The sequence below is a fragment of the Leeuwenhoekiella nanhaiensis genome (assembly GCF_002744755.1).
GTDB classification, from domain to species: Bacteria; Bacteroidota; Bacteroidia; order Flavobacteriales; family Flavobacteriaceae; genus Leeuwenhoekiella; species Leeuwenhoekiella nanhaiensis.
Genome location: NZ_KZ319287.1, coordinates 504,266 through 528,717, shown reverse-complemented (window position 1 = coordinate 528,717; position 24,452 = coordinate 504,266). Strand labels below are relative to the sequence as shown.

The 24,452-nt window shown below is 42.3% G+C and carries 18 protein-coding genes; 9 read left to right on the top strand and 9 right to left on the bottom strand.

The window, feature by feature from the left end; genetic code table 11:
* The first annotated feature begins 60 nt into the window (after positions 1-60).
* The 3 genes from CJ305_RS02345 to aspS all read left to right on the top strand — a co-directional run bounded on the left by CJ305_RS02345 (position 61) and on the right by aspS (position 4,415).
* The gene (locus tag CJ305_RS02345) at positions 61-1,782 is read left to right on the top strand and encodes a GMC family oxidoreductase (protein WP_099644620.1); all 1,722 of its coding nucleotides are present in this window, start codon (positions 61-63) and stop codon (positions 1,780-1,782) included.
* Positions 1,783-1,785: 3 nt separating this feature from the next.
* Positions 1,786-2,499 (top strand): gluconate 2-dehydrogenase subunit 3 family protein, encoded by a 714-nt coding sequence (locus tag CJ305_RS02340; RefSeq protein ID WP_099644619.1) that lies wholly within the window; start codon positions 1,786-1,788, stop codon positions 2,497-2,499.
* A gap of 167 nt (positions 2,500-2,666) precedes the next feature.
* Entirely contained in the window at positions 2,667-4,415 is a 1,749-nt protein-coding gene (gene aspS, locus CJ305_RS02335) for an aspartate--tRNA ligase (protein ID WP_099644618.1), read from the top strand.
* A 127-nt stretch (positions 4,416-4,542) separates the two neighbouring features.
* Here the strand turns inward: aspS and CJ305_RS02330 are convergent, their stop codons facing one another.
* Positions 4,543-6,468 (bottom strand): hypothetical protein, encoded by a 1,926-nt coding sequence (locus tag CJ305_RS02330; protein ID WP_223248781.1) that lies wholly within the window; start codon positions 6,466-6,468, stop codon positions 4,543-4,545.
* A gap of 55 nt (positions 6,469-6,523) precedes the next feature.
* Positions 6,524-9,355: a TonB-dependent receptor gene (locus CJ305_RS02325; RefSeq protein ID WP_099644616.1), complete on the bottom strand. Its 2,832-nt coding sequence runs from the start codon at positions 9,353-9,355 to the stop codon at positions 6,524-6,526.
* A 288-nt stretch (positions 9,356-9,643) separates the two neighbouring features.
* Here CJ305_RS02325 and dgt point away from each other — a divergent pair, with 288 nt between their 5' ends.
* Together dgt and CJ305_RS02315 are read left to right on the top strand one after the other, a co-directional pair.
* On the top strand, positions 9,644-10,975 hold the full coding sequence (dgt, locus tag CJ305_RS02320; protein WP_099644887.1) for a dGTP triphosphohydrolase: 1,332 nt from the start codon (positions 9,644-9,646) through the stop codon (positions 10,973-10,975).
* A 61-nt stretch (positions 10,976-11,036) separates the two neighbouring features.
* Entirely contained in the window at positions 11,037-13,733 is a 2,697-nt protein-coding gene (locus CJ305_RS02315) for a T9SS-dependent M36 family metallopeptidase (protein ID WP_099644615.1), read from the top strand.
* Between the two features lies 1 nt (position 13,734).
* On the opposite strand, the gene CJ305_RS02310 is transcribed toward CJ305_RS02315, so the two are convergent.
* On the bottom strand, positions 13,735-15,504 hold the full coding sequence (locus CJ305_RS02310) for a 1-deoxy-D-xylulose-5-phosphate synthase (RefSeq protein ID WP_099644614.1): 1,770 nt from the start codon (positions 15,502-15,504) through the stop codon (positions 13,735-13,737).
* A 111-nt stretch (positions 15,505-15,615) separates the two neighbouring features.
* Between CJ305_RS02310 and CJ305_RS02305 the strand changes: the two genes are divergently transcribed.
* The 3 genes from CJ305_RS02305 to CJ305_RS02295 are packed head-to-tail and all read left to right on the top strand — an operon-like array spanning position 15,616 to position 18,677.
* A complete protein-coding gene (locus CJ305_RS02305; RefSeq protein WP_099644613.1) occupies positions 15,616-16,071 on the top strand; it encodes a nucleoside deaminase in 456 nt (151 codons plus the stop codon).
* Between the two features lie 11 nt (positions 16,072-16,082).
* Complete coding sequence (locus CJ305_RS02300) at positions 16,083-17,987, top strand: DUF294 nucleotidyltransferase-like domain-containing protein (RefSeq protein ID WP_099644612.1); 1,905 nt, start codon at positions 16,083-16,085, stop codon at positions 17,985-17,987.
* Between the two features lie 33 nt (positions 17,988-18,020).
* The gene (locus tag CJ305_RS02295; RefSeq protein WP_099644611.1) at positions 18,021-18,677 is read left to right on the top strand and encodes a 3'-5' exonuclease; all 657 of its coding nucleotides are present in this window, start codon (positions 18,021-18,023) and stop codon (positions 18,675-18,677) included.
* On the opposite strand, the gene CJ305_RS02290 is transcribed toward CJ305_RS02295, so the two are convergent.
* Both CJ305_RS02290 and CJ305_RS02285 read right to left on the bottom strand, forming a co-directional pair.
* The gene (locus tag CJ305_RS02290) at positions 18,674-19,255 is read right to left on the bottom strand and encodes a hypothetical protein (protein WP_099644610.1); all 582 of its coding nucleotides are present in this window, start codon (positions 19,253-19,255) and stop codon (positions 18,674-18,676) included. The genes CJ305_RS02295 and CJ305_RS02290 overlap by 4 nt on opposite strands.
* Entirely contained in the window at positions 19,245-19,721 is a 477-nt protein-coding gene (locus CJ305_RS02285; protein ID WP_099644609.1) for an ankyrin repeat domain-containing protein, read from the bottom strand. Before CJ305_RS02285 ends, CJ305_RS02290 begins: the two co-directional genes overlap by 11 nt.
* 294 nt (positions 19,722-20,015) lie before the next feature.
* Between CJ305_RS02285 and CJ305_RS02280 the strand changes: the two genes are divergently transcribed.
* Positions 20,016-20,525 (top strand): DUF1440 domain-containing protein, encoded by a 510-nt coding sequence (locus CJ305_RS02280; protein ID WP_099644886.1) that lies wholly within the window; start codon positions 20,016-20,018, stop codon positions 20,523-20,525.
* A gap of 92 nt (positions 20,526-20,617) precedes the next feature.
* On the opposite strand, the gene CJ305_RS02275 is transcribed toward CJ305_RS02280, so the two are convergent.
* From CJ305_RS02275 to CJ305_RS02260, 4 genes are all read right to left on the bottom strand, one after another.
* Positions 20,618-20,986 (bottom strand): hypothetical protein, encoded by a 369-nt coding sequence (locus CJ305_RS02275; RefSeq protein ID WP_099644608.1) that lies wholly within the window; start codon positions 20,984-20,986, stop codon positions 20,618-20,620.
* 189 nt (positions 20,987-21,175) lie between these two features.
* Positions 21,176-22,498 (bottom strand): sigma-54-dependent transcriptional regulator, encoded by a 1,323-nt coding sequence (locus tag CJ305_RS02270; protein ID WP_099644607.1) that lies wholly within the window; start codon positions 22,496-22,498, stop codon positions 21,176-21,178.
* The gene (locus CJ305_RS02265) at positions 22,485-23,579 is read right to left on the bottom strand and encodes a sensor histidine kinase (RefSeq protein ID WP_099644606.1); all 1,095 of its coding nucleotides are present in this window, start codon (positions 23,577-23,579) and stop codon (positions 22,485-22,487) included. Before CJ305_RS02265 ends, CJ305_RS02270 begins: the two co-directional genes overlap by 14 nt.
* Positions 23,580-23,665: 86 nt before the next feature.
* Entirely contained in the window at positions 23,666-24,292 is a 627-nt protein-coding gene (locus CJ305_RS02260) for a hypothetical protein (protein WP_099644605.1), read from the bottom strand.
* Positions 24,293-24,452 lie beyond the last annotated feature (160 nt).

The window sequence follows — 24,452 nt, the reverse complement described above, 5'->3', positions numbered from 1 at the left end:
AAAGTGCTTCGTTTTTCTTAAAATAATTTTAAATTATGACGGTATTTTAATCCGCATTCCATGCAAATAATCGAAGATGCCACGTTCTACGATGCAATAATCGTAGGTTCGGGCGCCGGTGGCGGTATGGCCACCAAAATACTTTCTGAAGCAGGTCTTAAAATTGCCGTTGTTGAAGCGGGACCCTTCTTTGACCCTGCAGATCCCGATCAGCGTACCCAATTGCGTTGGCCCTACGAATCCCAGCGACGCGGTCGCGGAAAAACCCGCCCTTTTGGGGAGTTTGATGCTGCTTACGGCGGTTGGGAAATAGAAGGCGAACCCTACACCCACAAAGACGGCACTGAGTTTGACTGGTTTCGGTCGCATATGCTGGGTGGGCGTACCAACCACTGGGGGCGTATTTCGCTGCGCTTTGGCCCAAAAGATTTTAAACACAAAGACGTTGACGGTCACGGTGAAAACTGGCCCATCTCGTACGATGACATCAAACCCTATTACGACCGGGTAGATAAACTCATCGGAGTTTTTGGCACTAATGAAGGTCTGCCTAACGATCCCGATGGTTTCTTTCTACCCCCACCCAAACCGCGTCTTCACGAACTTTTTTACATCAAAGGAGCTCGTAAAACCAATTTGCCGGTTTACCCGTCTCGAATGTCCATGCTTACCAAACGCATCAATAACGAGCGTGGGGTATGCTTTTACTGCGGTCAATGTAACCGGGCGTGTTCAGCCTATGCCGATTTCTCTGCCGGAACCTGTTTGGTTTTTCCGGCGCAAAAAAGCAAAGGTCAGGTTGACCTGTTTGTAAATTGTATGGTGCGTGAAGTTACCACCAATGAAGAAGGGAAAGCCACAGGTGTTTCGTACATCAATAAAGAAGACCGCAAAGAATATAAACTTAAGGGACGTGTGGTAATTCTGGGTGCTTCAGCCTGTAGTACCGCGCGTATTTTGCTCAACTCCAAGAGCAAACAGCATCCTAATGGCCTGGGCAACAGCAGCAACTTAGTAGGTCGTTATCTACACGATTCGACCGGCGGGGATCGTATGGCTTTTGTGCCCGATTTGATGAACCGCAAAGTCTCCTATAACGAAGACGGTGTGGGCGGAATGCACGTGTACACCCCCTGGTGGGGCGATAACTCCAAGCTCGATTTTGCCCGCGGTTACCACATCGAAGTTTGGGGTGGTATGGGAATGCCCAGCTATGGTTTTGGCTTTAACGTAAACGATTTCAATAAATTCTTTGGTACTCAAGCCGGCGGTTATGGGGATATTTTACGCAGTGATGCCAAGAAATATTATGGCGCCATTGTGGGAATGAGCGGCCGTGGTGAGTCTATCGCACGTTATGAGAACTACTGCGAAATCGACCCGAATGTAGTTGATCAATACGGTATTCCCGTGTTGCGTTTTCACTACAAATGGTCTGATCAGGAGCGCAATCAGGCTAAGCATATGCAGGATACTTTTGAGGAAGTACTTACAAATCTGGGTGGAATTCCTCTAGGTGACAAACCGGGGAAAGAGCAGGATTACGGCTTGCACAAACCCGGAAGAATCATCCACGAAGTAGGAACCACGCGTATGGGTGACGATCCTAAAACTTCGGTAACCAATAAATTTCAGCAGCTGCACGATGTGGATAATGTGTTTGTGGTAGATGCGGGTGTATTTGTCTCGCAGGCAGATAAAAACTGTACCTGGACCATTCTGGCTTTATCGATGCGCGCTTCTGAATATATTGTTGACCAACTTCAAAAACAAAATCTCTAAGCTATGGATAGAAGAGACAGTATAAAATCTATGGTGCTGGCTTCTCTGGCGGGAGGTCTTGCTTTACAGGGTTGCAAACCGGAAGCGGAAGCTCCTGCACCGGTTGCAACAGAGCCGGCAGAAGGCGTTAAATGGCGTACCGCTGCAGAAAATGCGGGAATAGAAGAAGTTAAGGAAGGTGAATTTCTCAATGAGCACGAACGCGAAAGCCTGGGTGTGCTTTGCGATCTGATTTTACCCAAAAGCGATGCATTTGCCAGTGCTTCAGATGCAGAAGTAGTTGAATTTATCGAGTTTACAGCATTAGACGTTCCGGAAATGCAAAACCCGCTGCGCGGTGGTTTGATGTGGCTTGATCATGAGTCGAACTCAAGATTTGATGCCGAATTCAAAAAGGCTTCCGCAGACCAGCAAAAAGAAATCCTGGATGATATCGCCTTTTACGACCCCAACAAACCGCAAAGCGAACGTTCGTTTCAGGTAAACTGGTTTTCGCTGGTGCGCAACCTCACGATGACCGGTTTCTACACTTCAGAAATCGGTATAAAAGAAATAGGCTATAAAGGGAATCAGCCTAATGTTTGGGATGGCGTGCCTCAGGATGTCCTGGATCAGCATGGCGTTGCTTATGAAGAAGAATGGCTGGCCAAGTGTCTAGACCCCACTAAAGCCGGTGATATTGCCGAATGGGATGAGAACGGGAATTTGATCACCTAATCCTTTCATTTTTAAAAATTCATATAAAAAATCAGGCTTCTCCTAAGTAGCCTGATTTTTTTTGCCTGAACCCCAGTCTTTCTTTTGGCGCTGCCAAGCCATTTTTTGTGTATTTAAGTCTAAATACAGGCTTATCTTCTTAAATTTGCAGCTTCAAAATAGCAAGCATGTACAGAACGCATAACAATGGCGCATTACGCGCCAATCACATAAATGAAACGGTTACCCTTGCAGGTTGGGTACAAAAAACCCGCGATAAGGGATTTATGATTTGGGTAGACCTGCGCGATCGCTACGGGATCACCCAACTTATTTTTGATGAAGAGCGTACTCCCAAAGACGTGATGGAACGTGCTAAAACCCTGGGACGCGAATTTGTGATTCAGGTGACCGGCAACGTGATTGAGCGCGAATCTAAAAACCCAAAAATGCCCACCGGTGATGTAGAGCTGTTGGTAGAAGAACTCAGCATTCTAAACGAGGCCAAAACGCCACCTTTTACTATTGAAGACGCGACAGATGGCGGTGAAGATTTGCGTATGAAATACCGCTACCTCGACATTCGTCGTAATCCCGTAAAGGAGAAGCTCATCTTTAGACACAAAGTAAGCATTGCCGTGCGCAACTACCTTTCTGAAAAAGGCTTTATTGAAGTGGAAACCCCATACCTCATCAAATCTACGCCCGAAGGTGCCCGTGATTTTGTGGTGCCCAGCCGTATGAATGAAGGTCAGTTTTATGCGCTTCCCCAGTCGCCACAAACCTTTAAGCAGTTGCTTATGGTAGGCGGAATGGATAAATACTTTCAGATTGTAAAATGCTTCAGAGACGAAGATTTACGTGCCGACCGCCAGCCGGAATTTACACAGATTGACTGCGAAATGGCTTTTGTGGAGCAGGAAGATATTCTGAATGTTTTTGAAGGCTTAACCAAGCACCTCCTCAAAGAAGTGGTTGGCTTTGAGATCGAAAACTTCCCGAGAATGACTTATGACGAGGCTATGGCAAAGTACGGTAACGATAAGCCGGATATTCGTTTTGGGATGGAGTTTGGCGAACTTAATGCTGTGGCACAACATAAAGACTTTAAAATCTTTAATGAGGCCGAATTGGTTGTAGGTATCGCTATGCCCGGTGGGGCAGCCTATACTCGAAAGGAGATTGATGCCTTAGTAGACTGGGTGAAGCGTCCGCAAGTAGGAGCTTTGGGAATGGTCTATGTAAAATATAATGAAGACGGAAGCTTTAAATCTTCAGTTGATAAGTTTTACGATCAGGATGACCTTGCGCAATGGGCAGCAGTCACAGGTGCAAAACCCGGCGACCTCATCTGCCTACTTTCAGGTGAAACCTTTAAAACCCGCACACAGCTCAGCGCCTTACGTATGGAATTGGCCAATCGCCTGGGTCTGCGTAAGTCAGACGAATTTGCTCCGCTTTGGGTGGTAGATTTCCCGCTTTTGGAATGGGACGAAGAAACCGAACGTTACCACGCAATGCACCACCCATTTACCTCGCCTAAACCCGGCCAGATGGAATTGCTGGATACCAATCCCGGTGATGTAAAGGCAAACGCTTACGACCTTGTTTTAAACGGAAATGAAATAGGCGGTGGTTCTATACGTATTCACGATAAAGAAACCCAGTCTAAAATGTTCGACTACCTCGGCTTCACTAAAGAAGAAGCTCAGGCTCAGTTTGGCTTCCTGATGGATGCGTTTCAGTATGGCGCCCCACCGCACGGCGGTCTGGCTTTTGGTCTTGATCGACTTGTGGCTATCTTAGGTGGTCAGGAGACTATACGTGACTTTATTGCCTTCCCTAAAAACAACGCCGGCCGCGATGTGATGATTGATGCTCCGGCTAAGATTGACGAGGACCAACTAAAGGAGCTGAATTTGAAAATCACCTTATAACCCTTTCGGTATATCTAAATGAGAAAGCAGCCTTGATGGCTGCTTTTTTTATTTCTGCCTAATTAGCGGAAAACAAAAACCCCGAACCTTAGGTTCGGGGTTTTATAGTGGCTAATTCAAATAAATCTTAAAGTCTGGCATCTTTCCAGGTCCAAGTAGAAATATCTACCTGTGTTCCTGCATTGTAATCTTTTGTCAAAGAAGCATCTTCCCCGTCAATTTTTACGTTGCTTAAATCTCCGTTATTTGGGAAATCTAAGTTTTTCGCATATCCTGAAAGATAAAGGTTTGTAATGGTCCCTCCAGATTGCTTTTTAAACTGTAAAGCCGTTCCATCTACTGATGAGATTGCAGTAAGGTTTACGAATTTCGGATTATTATTAGGACCGTCGCCTTCTAAAGCAGTAGAAAAACCAGCAATAGAGTGGCTAATGTATACATTGGTTAAGGTTCCATTCCATCCCTCTGTCCAGTCAACAGAATCATCTTCATCATTTTCGAAGTAAAGATTAGTTGCAGATACTGTACCTCCAAAGAATTCTACTCCATCGTCTGCTCCATTTATAACTGCAATATTTTCTACTGTAGTACCTGAGCCCACAGAATAAAAAGAAACACCGTTATATTGAGAATCTGCATTAATCTGAGCTCCAGTTCCCAAAATCACAAGATTCTTAATACTTCCTGAATTGTCCTCATCATTTGTACCTCCATAGATAAAACCACCCACTTCTGCGGTCACGTCTGTACCCTGAGATGAAGTTGCATAACCACAAATAGTCAGACCTCCCCAGTCGCCTGGTTTAGCGTTTTGAGAAGACATAACGACAGGGTTATTGGGAGTTCCCTGAATGTTAATTTTTCCTCCCTGAAGAACAGCGATGTAAACAGAAGTACCACCGTCAGTAGCTGTAATTTTAGTTCCTGCAGGAATTACCAATTCACCACCAGATTTTACTATATATGAAGATTCTAATAGATAAGATACGGTAGGATCTAGACTTACTTTTGAAGTAACTTCTCCTGATAATGCAACTACCTGTGGTGCATTTTGATTTGATTTTACCCAAGAAAAATTATTCACGTTAACTGTTGCAGGTGCAATATAAGTAAGGGCAGGATTAGCGGTTTCTCCATCAATCTCAACATTAGTAAGTGCCCCATTATTAGGGAAATCAAGGGATTTCTCATATCCGGTTAAAGAAAGACGCGTAATGGTAGCTCCAGATTCTTTTTTAAACTGTAAGGCTGTTCCGTCTACTGTTGAAACAGCTGTTAAGTTGATAAATTTAGGGTTGTTATTAGGACCGTCTCCCTCTAATGCCGTAGAGAAACCTGCCTTTGTATGAAGAATATAGGCATTCGTTAATGTTCCATTCCATCCTTCTGTCCAGTCAACAGAGTCATCCTCATTGTTTTCAAAATACATATTTGTTGGAGAAACAGAACCTCCAAAAAATTCTACACCATCATCAGTTCCGTTCAAAACAGCGACATTGGTAATTGAGGTTCCAGATCCTACAGAATATAATGTTAAACCATTATACTGAGAATCAGCGTTAATCTGAGCTCCTGCGTAATTAATGATCAAATAGTTAATTGAACCACTGTCATCTGCCGGATTGGTTCCCCCATATTGAAAACCTCCTACTTCAGCTGTTACACCTGTTCCCTGTGTTGAAACTGCATTTCCCAAAAGGATAAGCCCACCCCAGTCACCTGGGTTTCTGTTTGAAGAAGTCATAGTCACAGGATTAGCGGCAGTACCCTGAATATCAATCTTAGCTCCTCTTTCTACAACAATGTAAACACTTGTTCCTGTACTTGCTGTAATAGTGGTTCCGGCAGGAATGGTTAATGTAGCCCCAGATTTTACAGAAAGAGCTCCTGTTAAGTTATAATTTACACTAGCATCAAGAGAAGTATTGGTTGTAATATCACCACTCAAATCTTCTGAACTTGCCGGTGGTGTACCTCCGTTATCTCCTGTTTGAATTATTAGGTCTCCTGCATCATTAGAGCAAGAGCCTAATACTAGTGCAAAACCGCTCATTAAATAAACTGCTAATTTTTTCATCGTTTTTGGAATTGATTTATAATTAAGAAAGTTATAGGTCGAATGATAATCCGAGAGAAAAAGTGCTACCTAATGAATAGGATCTTACGATTCTCTTAGTTTCAACATTATCATTTGCTGTTCCCGGGTTTATAAGTTGGCTTCTTAGAACTTCAGGATTTAATAGATTTTGTGCTCGTAATTGAAGTCTCCATCTTTCAGCAAATCGCTTTGAAAAAACTGCATCCAGGGTGACATAACCCTCTTCAACAATAGATTCATTATATCTGGTATCTGCCTGTGATTGATCTTCAGGCGCACCTAAAGCCAAAATACTGTCTGAAGCATAGTTTGCGACAAGAGTAGCTTCAAAAGGATTTTCTGTATTTGTAGTAAAATTCAAGTTAGCATTGAATATCCAGTCAGATGCCCCTTGCAATCCTTCTTCTGTCTTGTTATTGAATCTAAACGTTTTTACAAAATTTCCATTTTCATCAAAAACATTTTTTAGATCCTGCTTATGCCACATACGTGTAGCATTAAATCCTAGACGCAGATTGGGTCCTTCACTAGCATCATTCTTCAAAAGGTTCACTCGGGTTTCCAATTCAAGACCATAAATATCAGCCTGATTTCCTGCATTGAAATAGGAAAAAATACCTGCTGCACCTCTATCTTGGACCTTATTGATAGGATCTTCGATGAGCTTATAAAAGCCAGCTAAAGAAAGTAATTGATCTGAAGTTGGAAAAAACTCATACTTAACATCAAAATTATAATTAGTTGAAGCCTGAATATCTGGATTACCTCTTGTGACCTGACCAACTGCTGAGACGTATTCAAATGGAGCGATTTCTTTAAACTCAGGTAAAGTGATTGTTCTGCTGGCTGCAAAACGTAAACTTTGCTTCTCGTTTAAATTATACTTGAAATTAGCCGTCAAATACGGATTATCGTATTCTTGTACAGAGCTACCTAACCTCCCTGGAATATTTGACACATTGTAATCAACATTTATAGCGTCTCTTTGATAACGTGCTCCTACAAAAAAACTATAAGCTGTTTTTTCTAAAGAGAAAGAAGCAAATGCAGATTTGGAGTCTAACTCACCAGTGTAAAGATCTGTTGGCTGAATATTAAACTTCAACAGGTCGTTTTCAAAATTTTCGGCAGTGAAAACCGAACTCAAATCATCTATTGATGAAGGTCTTACTGCTCCCAAAGTATTTTCCTCAAGACCAAGAAATTGAGATCTAAAGTTTCGTTGCTTATTTCTATAGTTGAGACCTACAACTAATTTAGTTTTAAGTTTTTCTGTATCACTAAGCGTGATCTCATCTTTCAACAAGCCTGCGTATTCATTATCATCAATATACTGAGCAGATTTCCGTTGTTGAAAACCTCCTGTTCTACCTAATTGAACATTTGATTCGTTAAAGTTTACTTCATTCCTAATCCTGTTTGGCTCATTTGCAAAAACTACATTATAGCCTAATCCCCAATCCAGTTTATGTTTTTCACCAAACCTGTGAGTTCCAAAAACCTGATTTACCCAAATACTCGTTTGCTTGGTATTCTGATCCCTTATGAATTGGCCTAATCCTTCCTGAGGATCTGTTTCTTCAAAAATTGCACCCTCACCGTTTCTACCTCCTTCAAAAACCTCATCAGAAAGCTTATTTATAAAAAGAGAAACATATTTAAATTCATTAGCATCATCAAGTCTATACTCTACATTTCCCATAGCAGTGGTATTCACCGTGCGATTATAATTTGTAGCATCTGTAAGAGAATCCTCTAAGAAGTTAGAACGAAATTGACGAAAAACACCTTTACGATATTTGAAATCGGTACTCTGATATAGTGTTCCAAATACTTTCAACTTTTCTCCGATTTTTTTTCCAAGACTTACTGAATACCTGGTATTTACAGGAGTATTTACGACTGAAGGATTCCAAGTTTGTTGGGTAAGACGAGGAAATGCCTGATATGGTACTTGATTAACCACCTGCTCAGGAACAACTACATTTGTAAAGTTTTGATTTTGTAGGTATCCAAATTGATAATCAGAAGCATTAGGACTTACTTTGAAGTTGTCATAAACACCACTTTGAGCGACATTCGTATTAATGCCTGCGCGAACTCCTGCACTTAGTTCTTGAGTACCACTTAATTGCTTTGAGGAAATATTTACAGTTCCCGAAGATTGGTCTGCAGACTCAGTTGGGGAATATGTTTTACTGATACTCAAACTCTCAATAATACTTGAACTAAAAAGACCAAGGTCTATATTTTTACGCTCAATATCATCTGAAGGTAATGGCAGGCCATTAAAGGTGGTATATAAATAACGATCACCCAAACCTCTTATAAATACATCACCACTAGACTCGCTACTAGTAACTCCTGATATTTTAGTGGTTGCCGTAGCGGCATCACTAATCCCCTGCTGAGCAAGTTGCTGAGCCCCAATACTTTCTTTGATTTCAGTTGCTTTTTTCTGATCTAAAAGAAGAGCTGTTTCTCGTTCTCTGCTTGTTTGAACCTGAATTAACACCTCGTCCAAAGCCGCTGCGCTCGCACCAAGAGCTGTACTTACATTTGTAAATTTTCCAGCCTCAACAACAACATTGGGCACCTTAACCGGTTCATAACCCACAAAACTAAACTCTACTTCGTATGTTCCTACAGGAACATTCTCTATAATATACTTACCATCAAAATCTGTAGTTGCGCCTTTGGTAGTACCCTTTACAATCACATTAGCAAAAGGAAGTGGCTCATTGTTCATCTCTTTATCTGTAAGAGTTCCCTCAATAGTTCCGGTTTGACCCGTTGCAGCTAGAGAAAATAAGAAGATAAAAAATGGAAATAGTTGTTTCATTACATGCTTTTATTTGTCGCTGCAAAGATGTCCCTAATGTTTCGCCGGGGGGTTAATGCAGTGTTATCAATTCGTAAGCTAGGGGTTACTTCATGGTTACCTAAATGTTAAGAGATTTTCAGTGAGCTCGAATTCAGTAGGTTTAAAAAGAGACTAAAACGGAAGCTTAAATCTATTGCCTGCCCACAACAGCACCGCATTGTTAAAAATTTGAAGAAGGCTTACCCGGCTGTATTTAATCCCGATTATCGACCAAAAGATGTAAATTGCCGTAAAACTTAGATTATGATGAACTGGGAGCAGCTCCTGTCTTTAAAGAAGTTTGGCGACACCTCAAAACGTTTACGAAGTGAGCAGGATGATATACGCTTGGGCTTTGAAGTTGATTACGATCGTATCATTTTTTCTTCGGCTTTTAGGAGCCTGCAAGACAAGACTCAGGTAATTCCATTGTCAAAAACCGACTTTGTACATACCCGCTTAACGCACAGTCTCGAGGTTTCAGTTGTAGGTCGCTCTTTAGGACGTATGGTGGGCAAGCGTATCTTAAAAAAGCATCCGCATCTTTCACAAATTCATGGTTATAAGTTTAATGACTTTGGGGCCATCGTAGCCGCGGCCGCTCTTGCCCACGATATAGGCAACCCCCCTTTTGGACACAGTGGCGAAAAAGCCATTGGTGATTTCTTTAAAAATGGATATGGAAAGCGGTATAAAGAGAGCCTTACGGCGAAAGAATATCAGGACCTCATCAAGTTTGAAGGTAACGCAAACGGTTTTAAGATTTTAAGCCAAAGTAAACCCGGTGCGGCGGGCGGACTACGACTATCCTACGCGACACTTGGAGCATTTATGAAGTACCCCAAAGAATCCCTGCCTCACAAACCCACCGGCGACATCAGCGATAAGAAATATGGTTTCTTTCAGTCTGAAAAAGGCTTCTTTGAAGAAGTCGCGGCAGAATTAGGCCTGTTGCCACGAGGCACAGGGCAGGATTTGAGTTGGTACCGTCACCCTCTGGCTTTTCTTGTTGAGGCAGCAGATGATATTTGTTATACGATTATCGATTTTGAAGACGGCATTAATTTGGGGTTAATACCTGAAGAGTATGCTTTAGAATATATGGTAAAACTAGTGGGTAAAACCATAGACCGCAATAAGTACAACGCACTTTCTCAAACTTCAGACCGGGTTAGCTATTTACGAGCTCTTGCAATTAATACCTTAATTAATGAAGCGGTGGAAACGTTTATGATGCACGAAAATGAAATTCTTTCCGGAAACTTTCACCATTCCTTATTAGATAAAAGTGCCTATCAGGCACAAATTACAGATATTATTAATCTGAGTATTGACCGCATTTATAACAGTAGGGAAGTAATTGAAAAAGAGATCGCGGGTTATGAAATCCTTTCAACCCTACTTGAAGCAGGCTGTAAAGCCCTTGATGACAGCGACAATCATTTCAACCGCTTAATCCAAAAATTACTGATTAATGAATTTAATCCGGAAAATAGTCTCTATCAAAATCTCATCCAGATTTGCCTGCACGTCTCTACAATGACTGATGGCAAAGCCCTACGGAACTATAAAAAAATCAAAGGTTTGGATGTTAAATAATCTAAACTTCACATAAGAATAGTATTCTATATTAGATATTTACAAGGCTTATTGCTATGCTATGAAAAAAAATTACCTCTACCTTCTTATTTTAATAGGAACTGTTCTCTATGCCTCCTATTCTCATGCCCAAACAAAGGACTATAAATCTATAATTGATAACCACCTCAAAAAAAATCAGGGAAAAAATAATTCTAAGGATGTGGAATGGCAAATCGTTTCCTATTCTACAGCTGCAAATGGTTTGGTTCAGGTATTTGGCCAACAAATACACCAGGGACTTCCGGTATTTAAGGCGGTTAGTTCATATACGCTAAAAAATAAAGAAGTAGTTTACGCAATAGACAGTTATGTTCAGACTACTTCAACAAAGAAAACAATTACAACAGATCGAGGTGTTGTTGCTGCAATTAAGAGTGCTTCAAATCAACTCCGTTTAGGTTCTGCTAAGAAATTGGAGATACTTGATCAAGTTGAAAACAAATCTTACAAACTAAGTCCATCAGGGATATCGCTCGATCCTATTACTGCTCAAAAAGTATTTTTTGCTTCTGACAATTCCTCGCTTAAATTAGCCTATACCATCAACATTCATACACCAGACGGGAAGCATTGGTGGAGTGCCTTAATTGATGCCGGCACCGGAAACTTGCTCAATTTAAACGATCACCTCCTTACGTGTAACTTTGGAAATCATACTGCGCATCATTCAGATAAGAATAACTCCAGAAAACTTAGCCTTAACACTTCAAAATCCTCAAATGCAAACTCGCTGCTTGCCGGAGAGCGCTATCTGGTTTTCCCGCTGCCATTAGAAAGTCCGGCGGAAGGCAATCAACAGGTTGTTACTGAGCCTCAAAATCTGACCGCTTCTCCTTTTGGCTGGCATGATGACGATGGTGAAGAGGGCGCTGATTACACCATCACAAGAGGCAATAATGTGTATGCATTTCTATTAGAACCTGACTTTTCAATAGGCGACTCTCCAAATGGCGGTGCTGATTTAAATTTTGATTTCCCGTTTGCGGCAGACTCTCAACCTCAGGAATACACCGATGCATCGCTCACTAATCTCTTTTTCATTAATAATAAGGTTCACGACATCCTTTATTTTTATGGGTTTGACGAAGCCGGCGGAAACTTTCAGGCTAACAATTATGGGAGAGGCCGCACAGAAGTAGTCAACGGAAATACAGAAACGATAGGTGATGGCGACCCTGTTTTTGCATCGGGCCAGGATATTAATGGCTTCAATAATGCAACATTTGGTACTGATCCCGATGGTGACATTGCAATAATGAGAATGTTTTTATGGTCGGCTGTTGGTGATGCCGGTCAACCCCTAACAATTAGCAGCCCCGCTGCACTGGCAGGCCCCTATACAGGTTATCCCGCAGACTTTGGACCTTCACTTCCTCAAGCAGCTATTAATGCAGCGTTAGTCTTAGGCAGAGATGATAATAGCGGTGAATCTGCAGATGCTTTTGATGGTTGTGATCCCCTAACAAATGCTTCAGCACTAAACAATAAAATTGCAGTTTTTAGAAGAGGTGGCTGTAATTTTACAGAAAAAGTGATACTTGCCCAAAATGCAGGCGCCTTAGCCGTAATTATTGTCAACAATGTGGATGATCCTATAATCCAGATGGGAGGCAGCGATCCCGAAATAACCATTCCTTCAATAATGATTTCTAAAGCAGACGGAGATCAAATCATAGAGGCGCTTAGAGCAAGCACTACAATTAATGGATCTCTGTTTGATGTGGGCCCTTACAGAAAGGATGGTTCCTTGGATAATGTAATTATTGTTCACGAATACGGTCACGGGGTCTCTATGCGTCTTACAGGAGGTCCAGACACGGTTGATTGCTTAGAAACCTGTACCCGGCGTGATGACGATGGCAATTGTATTGCTATCACTTATACCGAACAGATGGGAGAAGGCTGGTCTGATTATTTAGGATTACTCCTTACTATGCAGGATTCAGATACTCCTGAGCAGTCACGCCCAATTGGAAATTATGTGGTTCAGGGAGAAAATGAGACAATCGGTATAAGACCCTTCCCCTATAGTACCGATTTATCTGTAAACCCGGTAACTTATGGCGACACTAATGATAACACTCAATTTTCAGCACCACACGGCGTAGGAAGTGTTTGGGCTTCCATGCTTTGGGATTTAACCTGGGATCTTATAGATATTTACGGGTTTACTAATGATGTTTATTTGAGTGAAGGCGGAAATACCATCTCCTTAAAATTAGTAATGCAAGCTATGAAAATGCAACCCTGCCAACCTGGTTTTGTAGATGGTCGTGACGCCATTCTCGCTGCAGATGAAGTTCTTTATGATGGAAAACACGCATGTCTTATCTGGAAAGCATTTGCGCGCAGAGGGCTTGGTGTGAACGCAAGTCAGGGCGAAGCCACATCTCGTTTAGACCAAATAGAAAATTTTGATGTACCTGAAGAGTTTCAGGGAAATTGTACACTTAGTCTTGGTGAAATTGAGGATATAGGTGAAGCTTTTTTCCTGTTTCCAAATCCTTCCAGAGGTCAGGTTAATGTATTTATCAATGGCAATTTCGGAGAAGGAAACATCACGGTTTTTGATCTTAGTGGTCGCAAAGTCCTGACTCAAAAACACGTGCTGTCTGATCAGATTGAAATCAATACCTCATCATTATCACAAGGCGTTTATATCCTGCAGGTTAAGAATGATAAAGTTTCTGCAAGCAGGAAGCTCATCATTAACTAAGTTATTCTGCTAATAACTCGTGGATTGTGGATTGAAGTTGAGCATCCGTTAACCCTATAGATTGATAAAGCTCTTCAGTACTTCCCTGCTCCATAAATTCGTCAGGGATACCAAGGCTGATAATTTTGCCTTTATAATTCGAAGACAATGCTATTTCGGCTATAGCACTAGCCAGACCGCCTTTGACAACTCCGTCTTCAAGGGTAAGGATTTTGTCATAGGTGCTGAAAACGTCCTGAAGCGTTTCGGTATCCAAAGGCTTTATAAATCCGAAATAATACACTGCAATGCTTCCGCTGAAGATCTTTGCGAGTTTTAAAGCCTTCTCGGTAAAATGGCCCGTCACAATCAAGGCTAGCCGATCGCCTTCGGTGAGTTTTTCGGCTTTGCCTAATTCTATCTTTTCAAAAGGTTTTTTCCAGTCAATGACGGTACCTCTTCCGCGAGGATAACGTATGGCAATCGGCAAATCGAGACCTTCCTGAGCCGTAAACATAATGTTGCGCAGGCTTTCTTCATTTCGCGGAGCGTAAATTATAAGATTAGGAATACACCTCAAGTAGGCCAAATCAAATACTCCATGATGGGTTGCCCCGTCTTCCCCTACGAGTCCGGCGCGGTCTATACAAAACACCACCGGCAATTTTTGAAGGGCTACATCGTGAATCAACTGGTCATACGCTCGCTGCAAAAAAGTCGAATACACAGCACAAAAAGCTATACCTCCCGAAGCTGCGATTCCTGCTGCCAGGGTTACCGCATGTTGCTCAGCAATTCCCACATCAAAAGCTCTTTCAGGGAAAGCCTGCATCATATATTTCATAGAACTCCCCGTAGGCATTGCCGGTGTAATCCCGACAATTTTTGGATTCTTTTTTGCCAGCTCAACCAGAGTTAAGCCAAAAACATCCTGATATTTGGGAGGCTGTGGTGCTTCTTTAGCCGGACTCAACTCGCCGGTTAGGGCGTCAAATTTTCCGGGAGCGTGGTACTTTACCTGATCCCGTTCTGCCTGCTTCAAACCTTTTCCCTTTGTGGTAATCACATGAAGAAATTTTGGCCCTTCGATCTTTTTTAGGGTTTTAAAAATCTCCAGCAGCTTATCGATATCGTGCCCGTCAACCGGACCAAAATACCTGAAATTTAATGCCTCAAAAATGTTTACACTGCGCTGACTTCCGGTCTTAACCTGAGTCAGGTAATTTTTTAAAGCGCCCACACTGGGGTCAATTCCTATCGCATTATCGTTTAGAATCACCAGAATATTGGCTTTGCTGTCCCCTGCGTGGTTGAGGGCTTCAAAGGCCATTCCGCTGGCGATAGACGCATCTCCAATAACCGCAATGTGCTCTCTTTTTGTATCGCCCTGTAATCTTGAAGCGATTGCCATTCCCAATGCTGCGGAGATCGAAGTACTACTGTGACCGGTACCAAAAGCATCGTATTCGCTTTCGGCCATTTTCGGAAATCCGCTAATGCCCTTAAACTGTCTGTTGGTATCAAAAACGCTGCGCCTTCCGGTTATGATCTTGTGCCCGTATGCCTGGTGACCCACATCCCAAATGAGCTTGTCATAAGGCGTATTAAACGCATAATGCAAAGCCAATGTAAGTTCTACCACACCCAGACTCGCACCCAGATGCCCCTCTTTTGCAGCAACGGCTTCAATGATAAACCGGCGCATTTCGGCAGCAAGAGCTTCGAGCTTATCAACAGGAAGTTCACGTAAATCTGAAGGAAAATCTATGGTTTCTAGCAAGGGATACTTCATAAGGCAAAGTTAGCCGAAATATTTAGTCGGTACGCCCTAAAATGAATCCTTAAAACTTTATATCTTGTCCTAACAAACCGCCGTATTTCAATAATCCTAATAAAAATTTAAATGGCTTTATTAGATCCTTTTGACGATACCTATTTTATGAAACGCGCTCTGCAGGAAGCTGAGGCTGCTTTTGATCAGGGTGAAATACCGGTCGGAGCCGTGATCGTCATCAATAATACCATTATTGCCCGGGCTCACAATCTTACCGAGCGCCTCAATGATGTTACTGCACATGCCGAAATGCAGGCGATTACCGCCGCTGCTAATTATCTGGGCGGAAAATACCTGCGCGACTGCACCCTATATGTTACATTAGAGCCCTGCCAGATGTGTGCCGGCGCCCTTTACTGGAGCCAACTGGCGCGTGTGGTCTATGCCGCGCCAGACCCTAATCGCGGATTTATAAAGATGGGCACTCAGTTACATCCTAAAACGGTCTATACCGGTGGTGTGCTCGAAGCTGAAGCCGAAACGCTTTTAAAACGCTTTTTTATTGAACGCCGTAATCTAAATTAAGCCTGAAATTGATGAAAAATACCATTGCAGAACGCGTAGCCGATTTTTTAAAAGATTACCCGCCTTTCCAGTTTTTGAGTTCTTCAAGTTTGCTTAAAATTTCGGGAGAAGTACAGGTTTTGTATTATGAAAAAGACAAGCCGATATTTAAGGAACGGGAGAAGAATACAGGCGTTTTTTATGTGGTCAAAGATGGCGCAGTACGCCTGTACCGTACCGAAAATCAGGAGCCCAAAATCGTTGATATTTGTGACGAAGGCGATCTGTTTGGCCTGCGTCCTTTAATTACCAAAGAAGACTACGAACTATCTGCTTCGGCAAATGAAGAGACTATTTTATACGGAATTCCCATTGAACTATTTCTGCCTATTGCCTTAGAACATAAAGAGGTTAGTAATTTTCTTATCGCCTCTTTTGCGTCAAACGTTCAGGACCCCTACTCGCTTGAAGAAAGCGGGAAATTATTTACCGAATATTCTGTAGAACGCAACAGCGAAATTTTCGATCTTCAAAAAGCAAAATATTCTAAAAACATACTTACCTGTACGCCTGATACACTAATTAAAGTCGCGGCTTCCAAAATGAGTCACCGTAACGTAGGCTCTATCATCGTCACCGAAGAAAACAAGCCTAAAGGTATCATTACCAACAAAGATTTACGCGATAAAATTGCAACGGGTGCCTTCCAAATAAGTGATTCGGTAACCAAAATTATGACCCGACCGGTTCGCTGTTTTCATAAAGATCCTACCATCGCTCAGGCTCAGCTGATTATGCTCAAAAACGACATCAGCCATCTCTGCATTACCGAAGATGGCACTCCCGATTCTGATTTACTGGGATTGATCACCGAGCACGATATCGTGGTTTCTTTTGCAAATAATCCGGTGGTATTGATGAAGGAAGTTAAGCTGGCCAAACGAACAAAACGATTGCGCAATGTGCGGCTTAAAGTCTCCCAATTGCTCAAAAAATATTTGAGCCAAAACCTTCCGCTGTCCCAGATACTCAATATTCTTAACGAGATCAACTACGCCATAACCGTTCGCGTCATTGAGCTTGCACTCAAAAAAATGGATGTTTCCCCTCCATGTAAATTTGCTTGGCTGGCATTGGGAAGTCAGGGGCGTAAAGAGCAACTCTTACTTACTGATCAGGATCATGCCATCGTATTTGAAAATGTAGCTCCTGAAGATTACGAGGCTACTCAAAATTACTTTATTAAACTGGCACGTCACATCACCCGTGCCCTGCACAAAATAGGTTATGATTACTGCCCGGCAGACATGATGGCCAGTAACCCGCGCTGGTGCCAGTCGCTTCAGGAGTGGAAAAATCAATACGACATCTGGATTAAAGACCCTACGCCTGAAAGTCAGTTGCTTTCAGCAATATTTTTTGATTACAGCTATGTTTATGGTGACACCGAACTCGTCACCAGCCTTTCAGATAATATTTTAGATACTCTTGACCAGAACAACATGTTTTATCGGGTTATGGCCAAAGATGCGATACGCAGCCCTTCGCCTCTAGGGTTTTTCAGGCAGTTTCTGGTTGAGGAAGACGGTGAGCATAAAGATTTCTTTGACATAAAGTCCCGCGCTTTGATGCCACTTATAGATGCCGCACGCGTATTGAGCCTGCACCACAAATTACGCAACATTAACAATACAGCTGCACGATTTGAACGCCTTGCAGAAATTGAAACCAATAATAAGGAGATTTATGAAAGCTGTTCGTATGCCTTTAAAGCCTTGCTGAAGTTTCGTACCAAGCAAGGTATCTTGCACGGGGATTCCGGTCGCTTTATTGAACTGGCAACATTAAGCAAAGCCGAAAAATTAAAACTGAAACGCTGTTTTAAACCCATTCAGGATATTCAGGAAATTCTGACTGTACGCTACCAGCTCAAATAATCCCGAAGCTGTAAAACTTGATTGCACTAAGAAATGAGAATTCCTTTTTTTACCAAAAGACCCGAACCGCCTCAGTTTTACAAAGACTATGCGGTCCTGTTTACAGGTTTCGAAGAACCGGCGATTGAAGACGCGCGTTTTGTTGTTTTTGATACCGAAACTACAGGAATCCACAAGCAAACTGATCGCATGTTGAGTCTGGGCGCTGTAGAACTACAGGGTAACCGCATAAACCTGTCAAACAGTCTTGAGCTTTATGTAGAACAGCAGGTTTTCAACAAAGAAGCAGTCGCTATACACGGAATTCTGAAAGAAAACAGTAAATACCAAAAAATCAGCGAAGAAGAAGCTGTAAAGCAATTTCTCAGTTACATTGGGAATTCAGTTCTGGTAGGACATCATATAGGTTTTGACGTAGGAATAATCAATTATGCGCTAAAAAGACTTGGGGCTCCCAAATTGAAAAACCGAACCATCGATACCGGTGTTTTATTTAAACGCACCGTGCATCTGGTCAACATTACCAATCCCGACAAGGTCTATTCTCTAGATGAGCTTTGCGAAGAACTTAATATAGCACGTACAGACCGTCATAAGGCCATTGGAGATGCTTATATCACGGCATTGGCATTTCTGAAAATCTTAAATCGCCTCAAAAAGCCCAAACGCCTTAAAGATCTTACCCGTTAGTTGAGGTTTTGTGATTTTCGATACTGATTGACCAGTTTTTCATGGTCACCAAACTTCTCAAAATCTAAAGCATCAGATTCGTTTAAAAGCTTTTTGATTTTTTCCACATAAGGCACCTTAGCATCTGTAATTAGGCCGTGCAAATGATACTGAAAGGAAGAATATAATAAGATATGTAATCTTGATTTATGTGGGATCCCGTGGTATTGCTTCATAAACTTCTTACAACAAGATAGCAATAACAGCGGATAAGAAACCAACGTATTTACGACGGTACCGAAATAGTTCAACACATCCCGACCGTGGTTTTCTTCAGTAAGCATTACAGGTCTATTGTTCTCTTGTGTTTCCTGAAAAAGCCAAAGGTTTTTAGTGATAAATGCAGAGCAATTCTGTTTATAAGTATAATAAACATCGAGACCCAGACCGGTGCTTATTACAAACACATCAGGACCTAAGGCGTTGATCAAAAATCTTGAAAAATCCTTTTCCTGATCAGGGTTGAGTACAGATTTTGAGCCAATGCCCGGTTTTCTAAAACGAATACTATGTAGTTGATCTAGAGGATCACGAGGCATCTTCTAAAATTTTTTCGATCTGGTTAAGTCCCTGCATACGTGCGTGATCAACGGCTTTTAGCCCCCGACCATCTTTGAGATTTACGTCTGCATTATAGGATAATAACAATTCAACTAATTCTTTCTGGTTAAACGTGGCTGCATAAATAAGCGCCGTGGCCCCGTTAAAATTTTGAACATTAACATCAGCACCTTTTTCTACCAGCAATTGGGCCACATGAGTATACCCCTTAAAACAAACCCCCATAAGTGCCGTGTTACCACTGGCATCTTTGGCATTTATCTTGGCCCCACGCGCAATTAATAGTTCACATAAATCCCGATGCCCGTAATAACTTGCCAGCAAAAGCGGACTCGATCCGCGTTGATCAACAGCATCAACAAGTTGAGGCTGATCTTCTAAAATTTGGTTGATCTGTGCACCATCACCTGAGCGTATGGCATTAAAGAGCGTTTCAGAATTCATAGACATAGGGTTAGATGTAATTCAATTTTGTTTAAAGGCGGTTGTGCGACATCCCTTAAATTAAATCTGTATCGAGCAATATACTTTTAAGTTTGCAATTTTAATACGCATTCAGATTACATATTTGAATTAAGCAATAGACTTAGTTTATGCTAAAACATTAAATACATAAGTAAAGCTAATTTTAAAAAAGACACTGCCTCTAAAATGTTAAAATAATTTGCTGTGAAAGAGCTGTTAAACCAGCACACTACTACCGCATCTCTTTATAAATTTAAATCAAAATTCAATACTATGAGTAATGCTGTAGAAGCCTGGTTAGAAAAAGATTCGTTCTCCTCAAACGTTACCCGAGGCTTAATTTCGGGAGTTTTAGGCGGGCTGGCAGGCACACTGGTTAAAACCGCCATTGAAAAAGTATTACCTGTGCGTAAACCCAATACACGCTCTGCTCAGGTCAAGCTGGTAGATGATCTTTCGGTAAAACTCACCGGTGAGCGCATCAGTGAGACCAATCACGAACTGGCAGAACAACTGGTAAACATACCTTTTGGAGCCAGTCTGGGTGCTACTTACGGCTATGCCAAAAGGGATAAAGGTGAAATAAGTATTCTTGAAGGCGCTGCATACGGTGCTACAACCTGGATAGGTACCCACGAGACCTCGCTGCCTCTATTAGGACTAAAAGATAAACCCACAGATATACCCCTGAACGTTCAGATTAATGAACTGATAGCGCATGTTGCCTTTGGTATAACAACCGAAGTTATTCGCGGGTATGTAGCCCGAAGATTAAAAGAGTAAATGCTATAAAACAAGAAAACCCGCTAATTACCTAATATTAGCGGGTTTCTATTATACGCAAAGAACTAATCACTTTACGTCACCAATTTTCGTTAGGATTTTAATAGCCTGATTTCTCCGGCAGCCAGGGCATCTTCCACATCGATGCTTACCTCACGCACCACATTAAAAAACTTCTTGCCGTCCTTGAGTTTTACTTCGATCTGAGCAACGCATCCGTTTTCCATTTTTACTTCGGTTACCTCAACCTCTTTGTTGATTAGCGATTTATGATTGGCTATTCCCCCTCGCTTGATGATAAAATTACTTTTGGGGAAGTTGATGTGCGAGTAGGTAGCGTGCGAAGGGCTTGCGATCTTAATCACATCGCCTGCTTTTAATTGCGGAGTTTCACACGTGTTTTGTGCCTGTAGAGTTGTTAATCCCAGTGCCATTGCGGCAATTGCTATAAATGTTTTCATACGACTATTTTTTTAAGGTTACTTACTAGATGTAATACCATCTAAAGAGCAAGCCGTATGCCACTACCTGGGCCATTTAGCCGAATAAAATTATAAATTATTGAATTTCAGCAACTTATTTTTAAATAAGCTGAAAACAGAATTTACAGCATGTGCGTAAAAAAGATCCGGCCGGGTAAGAATTACCCGCTAATCCTTAAGCTTTTCGCGTAGTGTTTTTCGGGTGATCTGAAGAATTTCTGCAGCTTTGGTTTTGTTGTTTCCGGTAGCCCGAAGCACTTTTTTGATGTACTTATGCTCCATTTCAGCGAGAGAGGTAAGTGTATCTTCCGGCATATCAATAGCATACTTTAAATGATCGGGAAGGTCTTTAACCTGTATGCTTTTATCACACATAATCACCGCGCGCTGCACCACATTCTCAAGCTCCCTGATGTTGCCCGGCCAGGAATAGCGTTTCAGCACTTCTAAGGCTTCGGGTTCTATTTTCAGGTAACGGTCTTTGTATTCTAAACCGTATTTGAGCAAAAACTTATCTACCAGTAGCGGCAGGTCTGTCATGCGTTTGCGCAGGGACGGAATATGAATCTCCACCACACTCAGGCGGTAATACAAATCTTCCCGGAAGGTTTCCTTTCTGATCATCTCGGCCAGATCATTATTTGTAGCCGCGATGACCCGTACATCAATTTTTTCGGGTTTGTGCGAACCCAGTGGAGTCACCTCCTTTTCCTGTAAGACCCTTAGCAAACGAGCCTGTACAGCCAATGAAGCGTTCCCGATTTCATCTAAAAAAATAGTCCCACCCTGTGCGGACTGAAATGCGCCTTTACGATCTTTTTCTGCCCCGGTAAAGGCTCCTTTTTTGTAGCCGAACAATTCAGCCTCCAGTAAAGTCTCTGGGATTCCACCGCAATTCACGGGCACAAAGGGAGCCGCGGCAAACTTACCCTGATAATGTACGGCACGGGCAACCAGTTCTTTTCCGGTGCCGCTTTCGCCACTAATGTAGAGCGTAGCCTTATTGTCTTTAACCCGGTCGATCACCTCAAGAACCTCGTTCATTTCTTCTGAAGAACCAATGATTTCGCCATACGCATCGCGCTGCACCGGTTGAGTTGGTTTTTTAGGTTTTGCACGGGAAGCCGAAAGTGCTTTGGTAACGGCCTCTTCGAGTTCGTCGCGTGTAAAAGGCTTCGTCAGATATTCGGCCACGCCAGACTTAATAGCCTTGAGGGAATCCTGTACCGAAGGAAAACCGGTTACGATAAGCTTGGGCAAATCGGGATAATGCTCAGAAACAAATTTGATGAGTTCAAAGCCGTCAATCTGCGGCATTTTTAAATCGGTGATCAACAAATCGACCTGCGAATCCCTAAGAATATTCACCGCTTCCTTAACCGAAACTGCACGATAGGTATGGTAATTCCAGCGGTGCAGATGCCGCTGAATCAGTTCTAAAATATGCAGATCATCGTCTACAATTAATATGTTTTCTTTATTTAATTGCATATTCGTCTTTGGGCAGGCGCACGGTAAAAAGCGCACCCTGATCTGGCCTGTTTTGAGCCGTTATACTTCCGTTATGGCTGGTTACAATCCCGTGCACCACACTTAAACCAAGACCTGAGCCTTCACCCGTGGGCTTGGTGGTAAAAAACGGCTGAAAAACTTTCTCCAGCGCTTCCGGGCTGAGCCCCGGTCCTTCATCGCTGATTTCAAAGACCACGTCTTCATCCTGCTGTGTAATCTTAATGCCCACAAGGCCTTTTTTAGGGGAAAAGTAGATCGCGTTAATCACCAAATTTATGATTATTTGAGTCAGTTGCACCGCATCTACCTTGAGCTTAATGGGGTCCTGTTCTGCATAAAAATCATATCGCACCTGTTCTTTCTTAAAAGCGGCATCGAGCAAATCGAGTGCATCCCGTACTACCGGGATAATGTTCACTTCCCTTTTTTCCTGTGGAATGGCGTGCGCAAAAAACATCAGTTTTTTGACCACCTCACGCGAAAACATAGCGTTTTTGATGATTTTATCTACGTCGGAAACAGCAGGATCGTGATCACTCAGGTTATCGCGTAACAATTCGGCGAAGCCCAGAATATTTGCAAGCGGCGTATTTAACTCGTGTGCAATACCGGCGGTGAGTTCGCCAATAATCGTAAGCCGGTCTGCGTGCTCCATCTGCTGCCGCAGCAGCAACTCGTTTTGTTTGATCGCCAAACGCTCGAGATAGTCACCTATTTTTAAAGCAATGTTGTCTATAAGCGGCTGCTCTTCCGGTAAAAAATCAAGTTCGGTTTTGTTGAGATATACACAGATGGAACCGGCCTGTTTTTTAAAAAGCTGAATGGCGCTGCTGAGCTTTTTATCGGTTTTTATGCTTCCGGTCTTTACGGAAAACGTCCCCTGTTCAATGACCACTTCGGTATCTTCCGGATATTGAAATCCAATCTTGATACTTTGCGCAATACTGCTGTAGGTTTCCTCGTGATTGGTCTCATCAGCATTTACCAAAATGGAAGAAACCTCATACAGGCAGGTCAATTCTTTTATACGTTCTTTCAAAGCTGCTTCTATGCTGTTCATAAGCCGATCTTAGAGATCGTCTAAGTTAAACATCCTGTTTGTGTAAGACCAAAACTTTAGCCTTAAAATACCCGTGTGCTCCTATCCTAAGCAGCGCTTTGTTTCGCGAGCTTTTTCGATTTATAAAAAATAAGTACCTGCAGGGCGATCCCGATGACGATCAAAAAGAAAATCTCCAAGTTCGCCAGCAGATTACTTACATCAAGGGATTTTTGGGACTCTCGGGTAAGACGCCTGCTTTCGCGTACCTGAATTTCACTCAGCTCCAGCAAATTTTGCTGAAGGGCAGCGAGTTGGTCACTTTTTCGTTTCCGGAGTTGAACATCAGTCTGTGTTGAAGGGTTTCGATCAAGCCCTTCCAGAGTACTGAAATCGCTTTTAAACTGTTTAAGCAGATTGTATTCGGCCGGTGTAAGCTTGGTCGCTTCAAATTTGGAAAGAATCTGAGAAACGTTCTCTGTTTGTTCAGAACCTGAATTCGTGGTTTGCAGCACAGCACCGTAGAGTTTCATTTGCCTGGTATGCAATTCCCGCGAAATTGAAAAAATGTAATCCTGCACCAGCACCCGGTCTTCAAACACCTCATTCATGTTGGCCTGAGCGGTTTTAAAGTGATGCTGATCAATGCGATTTGTAGCCAAAACGAGCAGAAAAACCACAGCCAGTGCCAAAATGGTATTAATACGACGGGCGGTATTTAAAGACTTAGCCATTACTAGAGATTTAAGTTTCTCATTAGTTAGCAACTATTCCTCCAAAAGATCGCAAGAATTTGAAATTTAGAATAAAATACTGACTATCATATATTTAAAAAAAATTCTCATTTCCATACCGAATAATCAACCGGGTAATTGCTATGCGTATCGGGTAAAT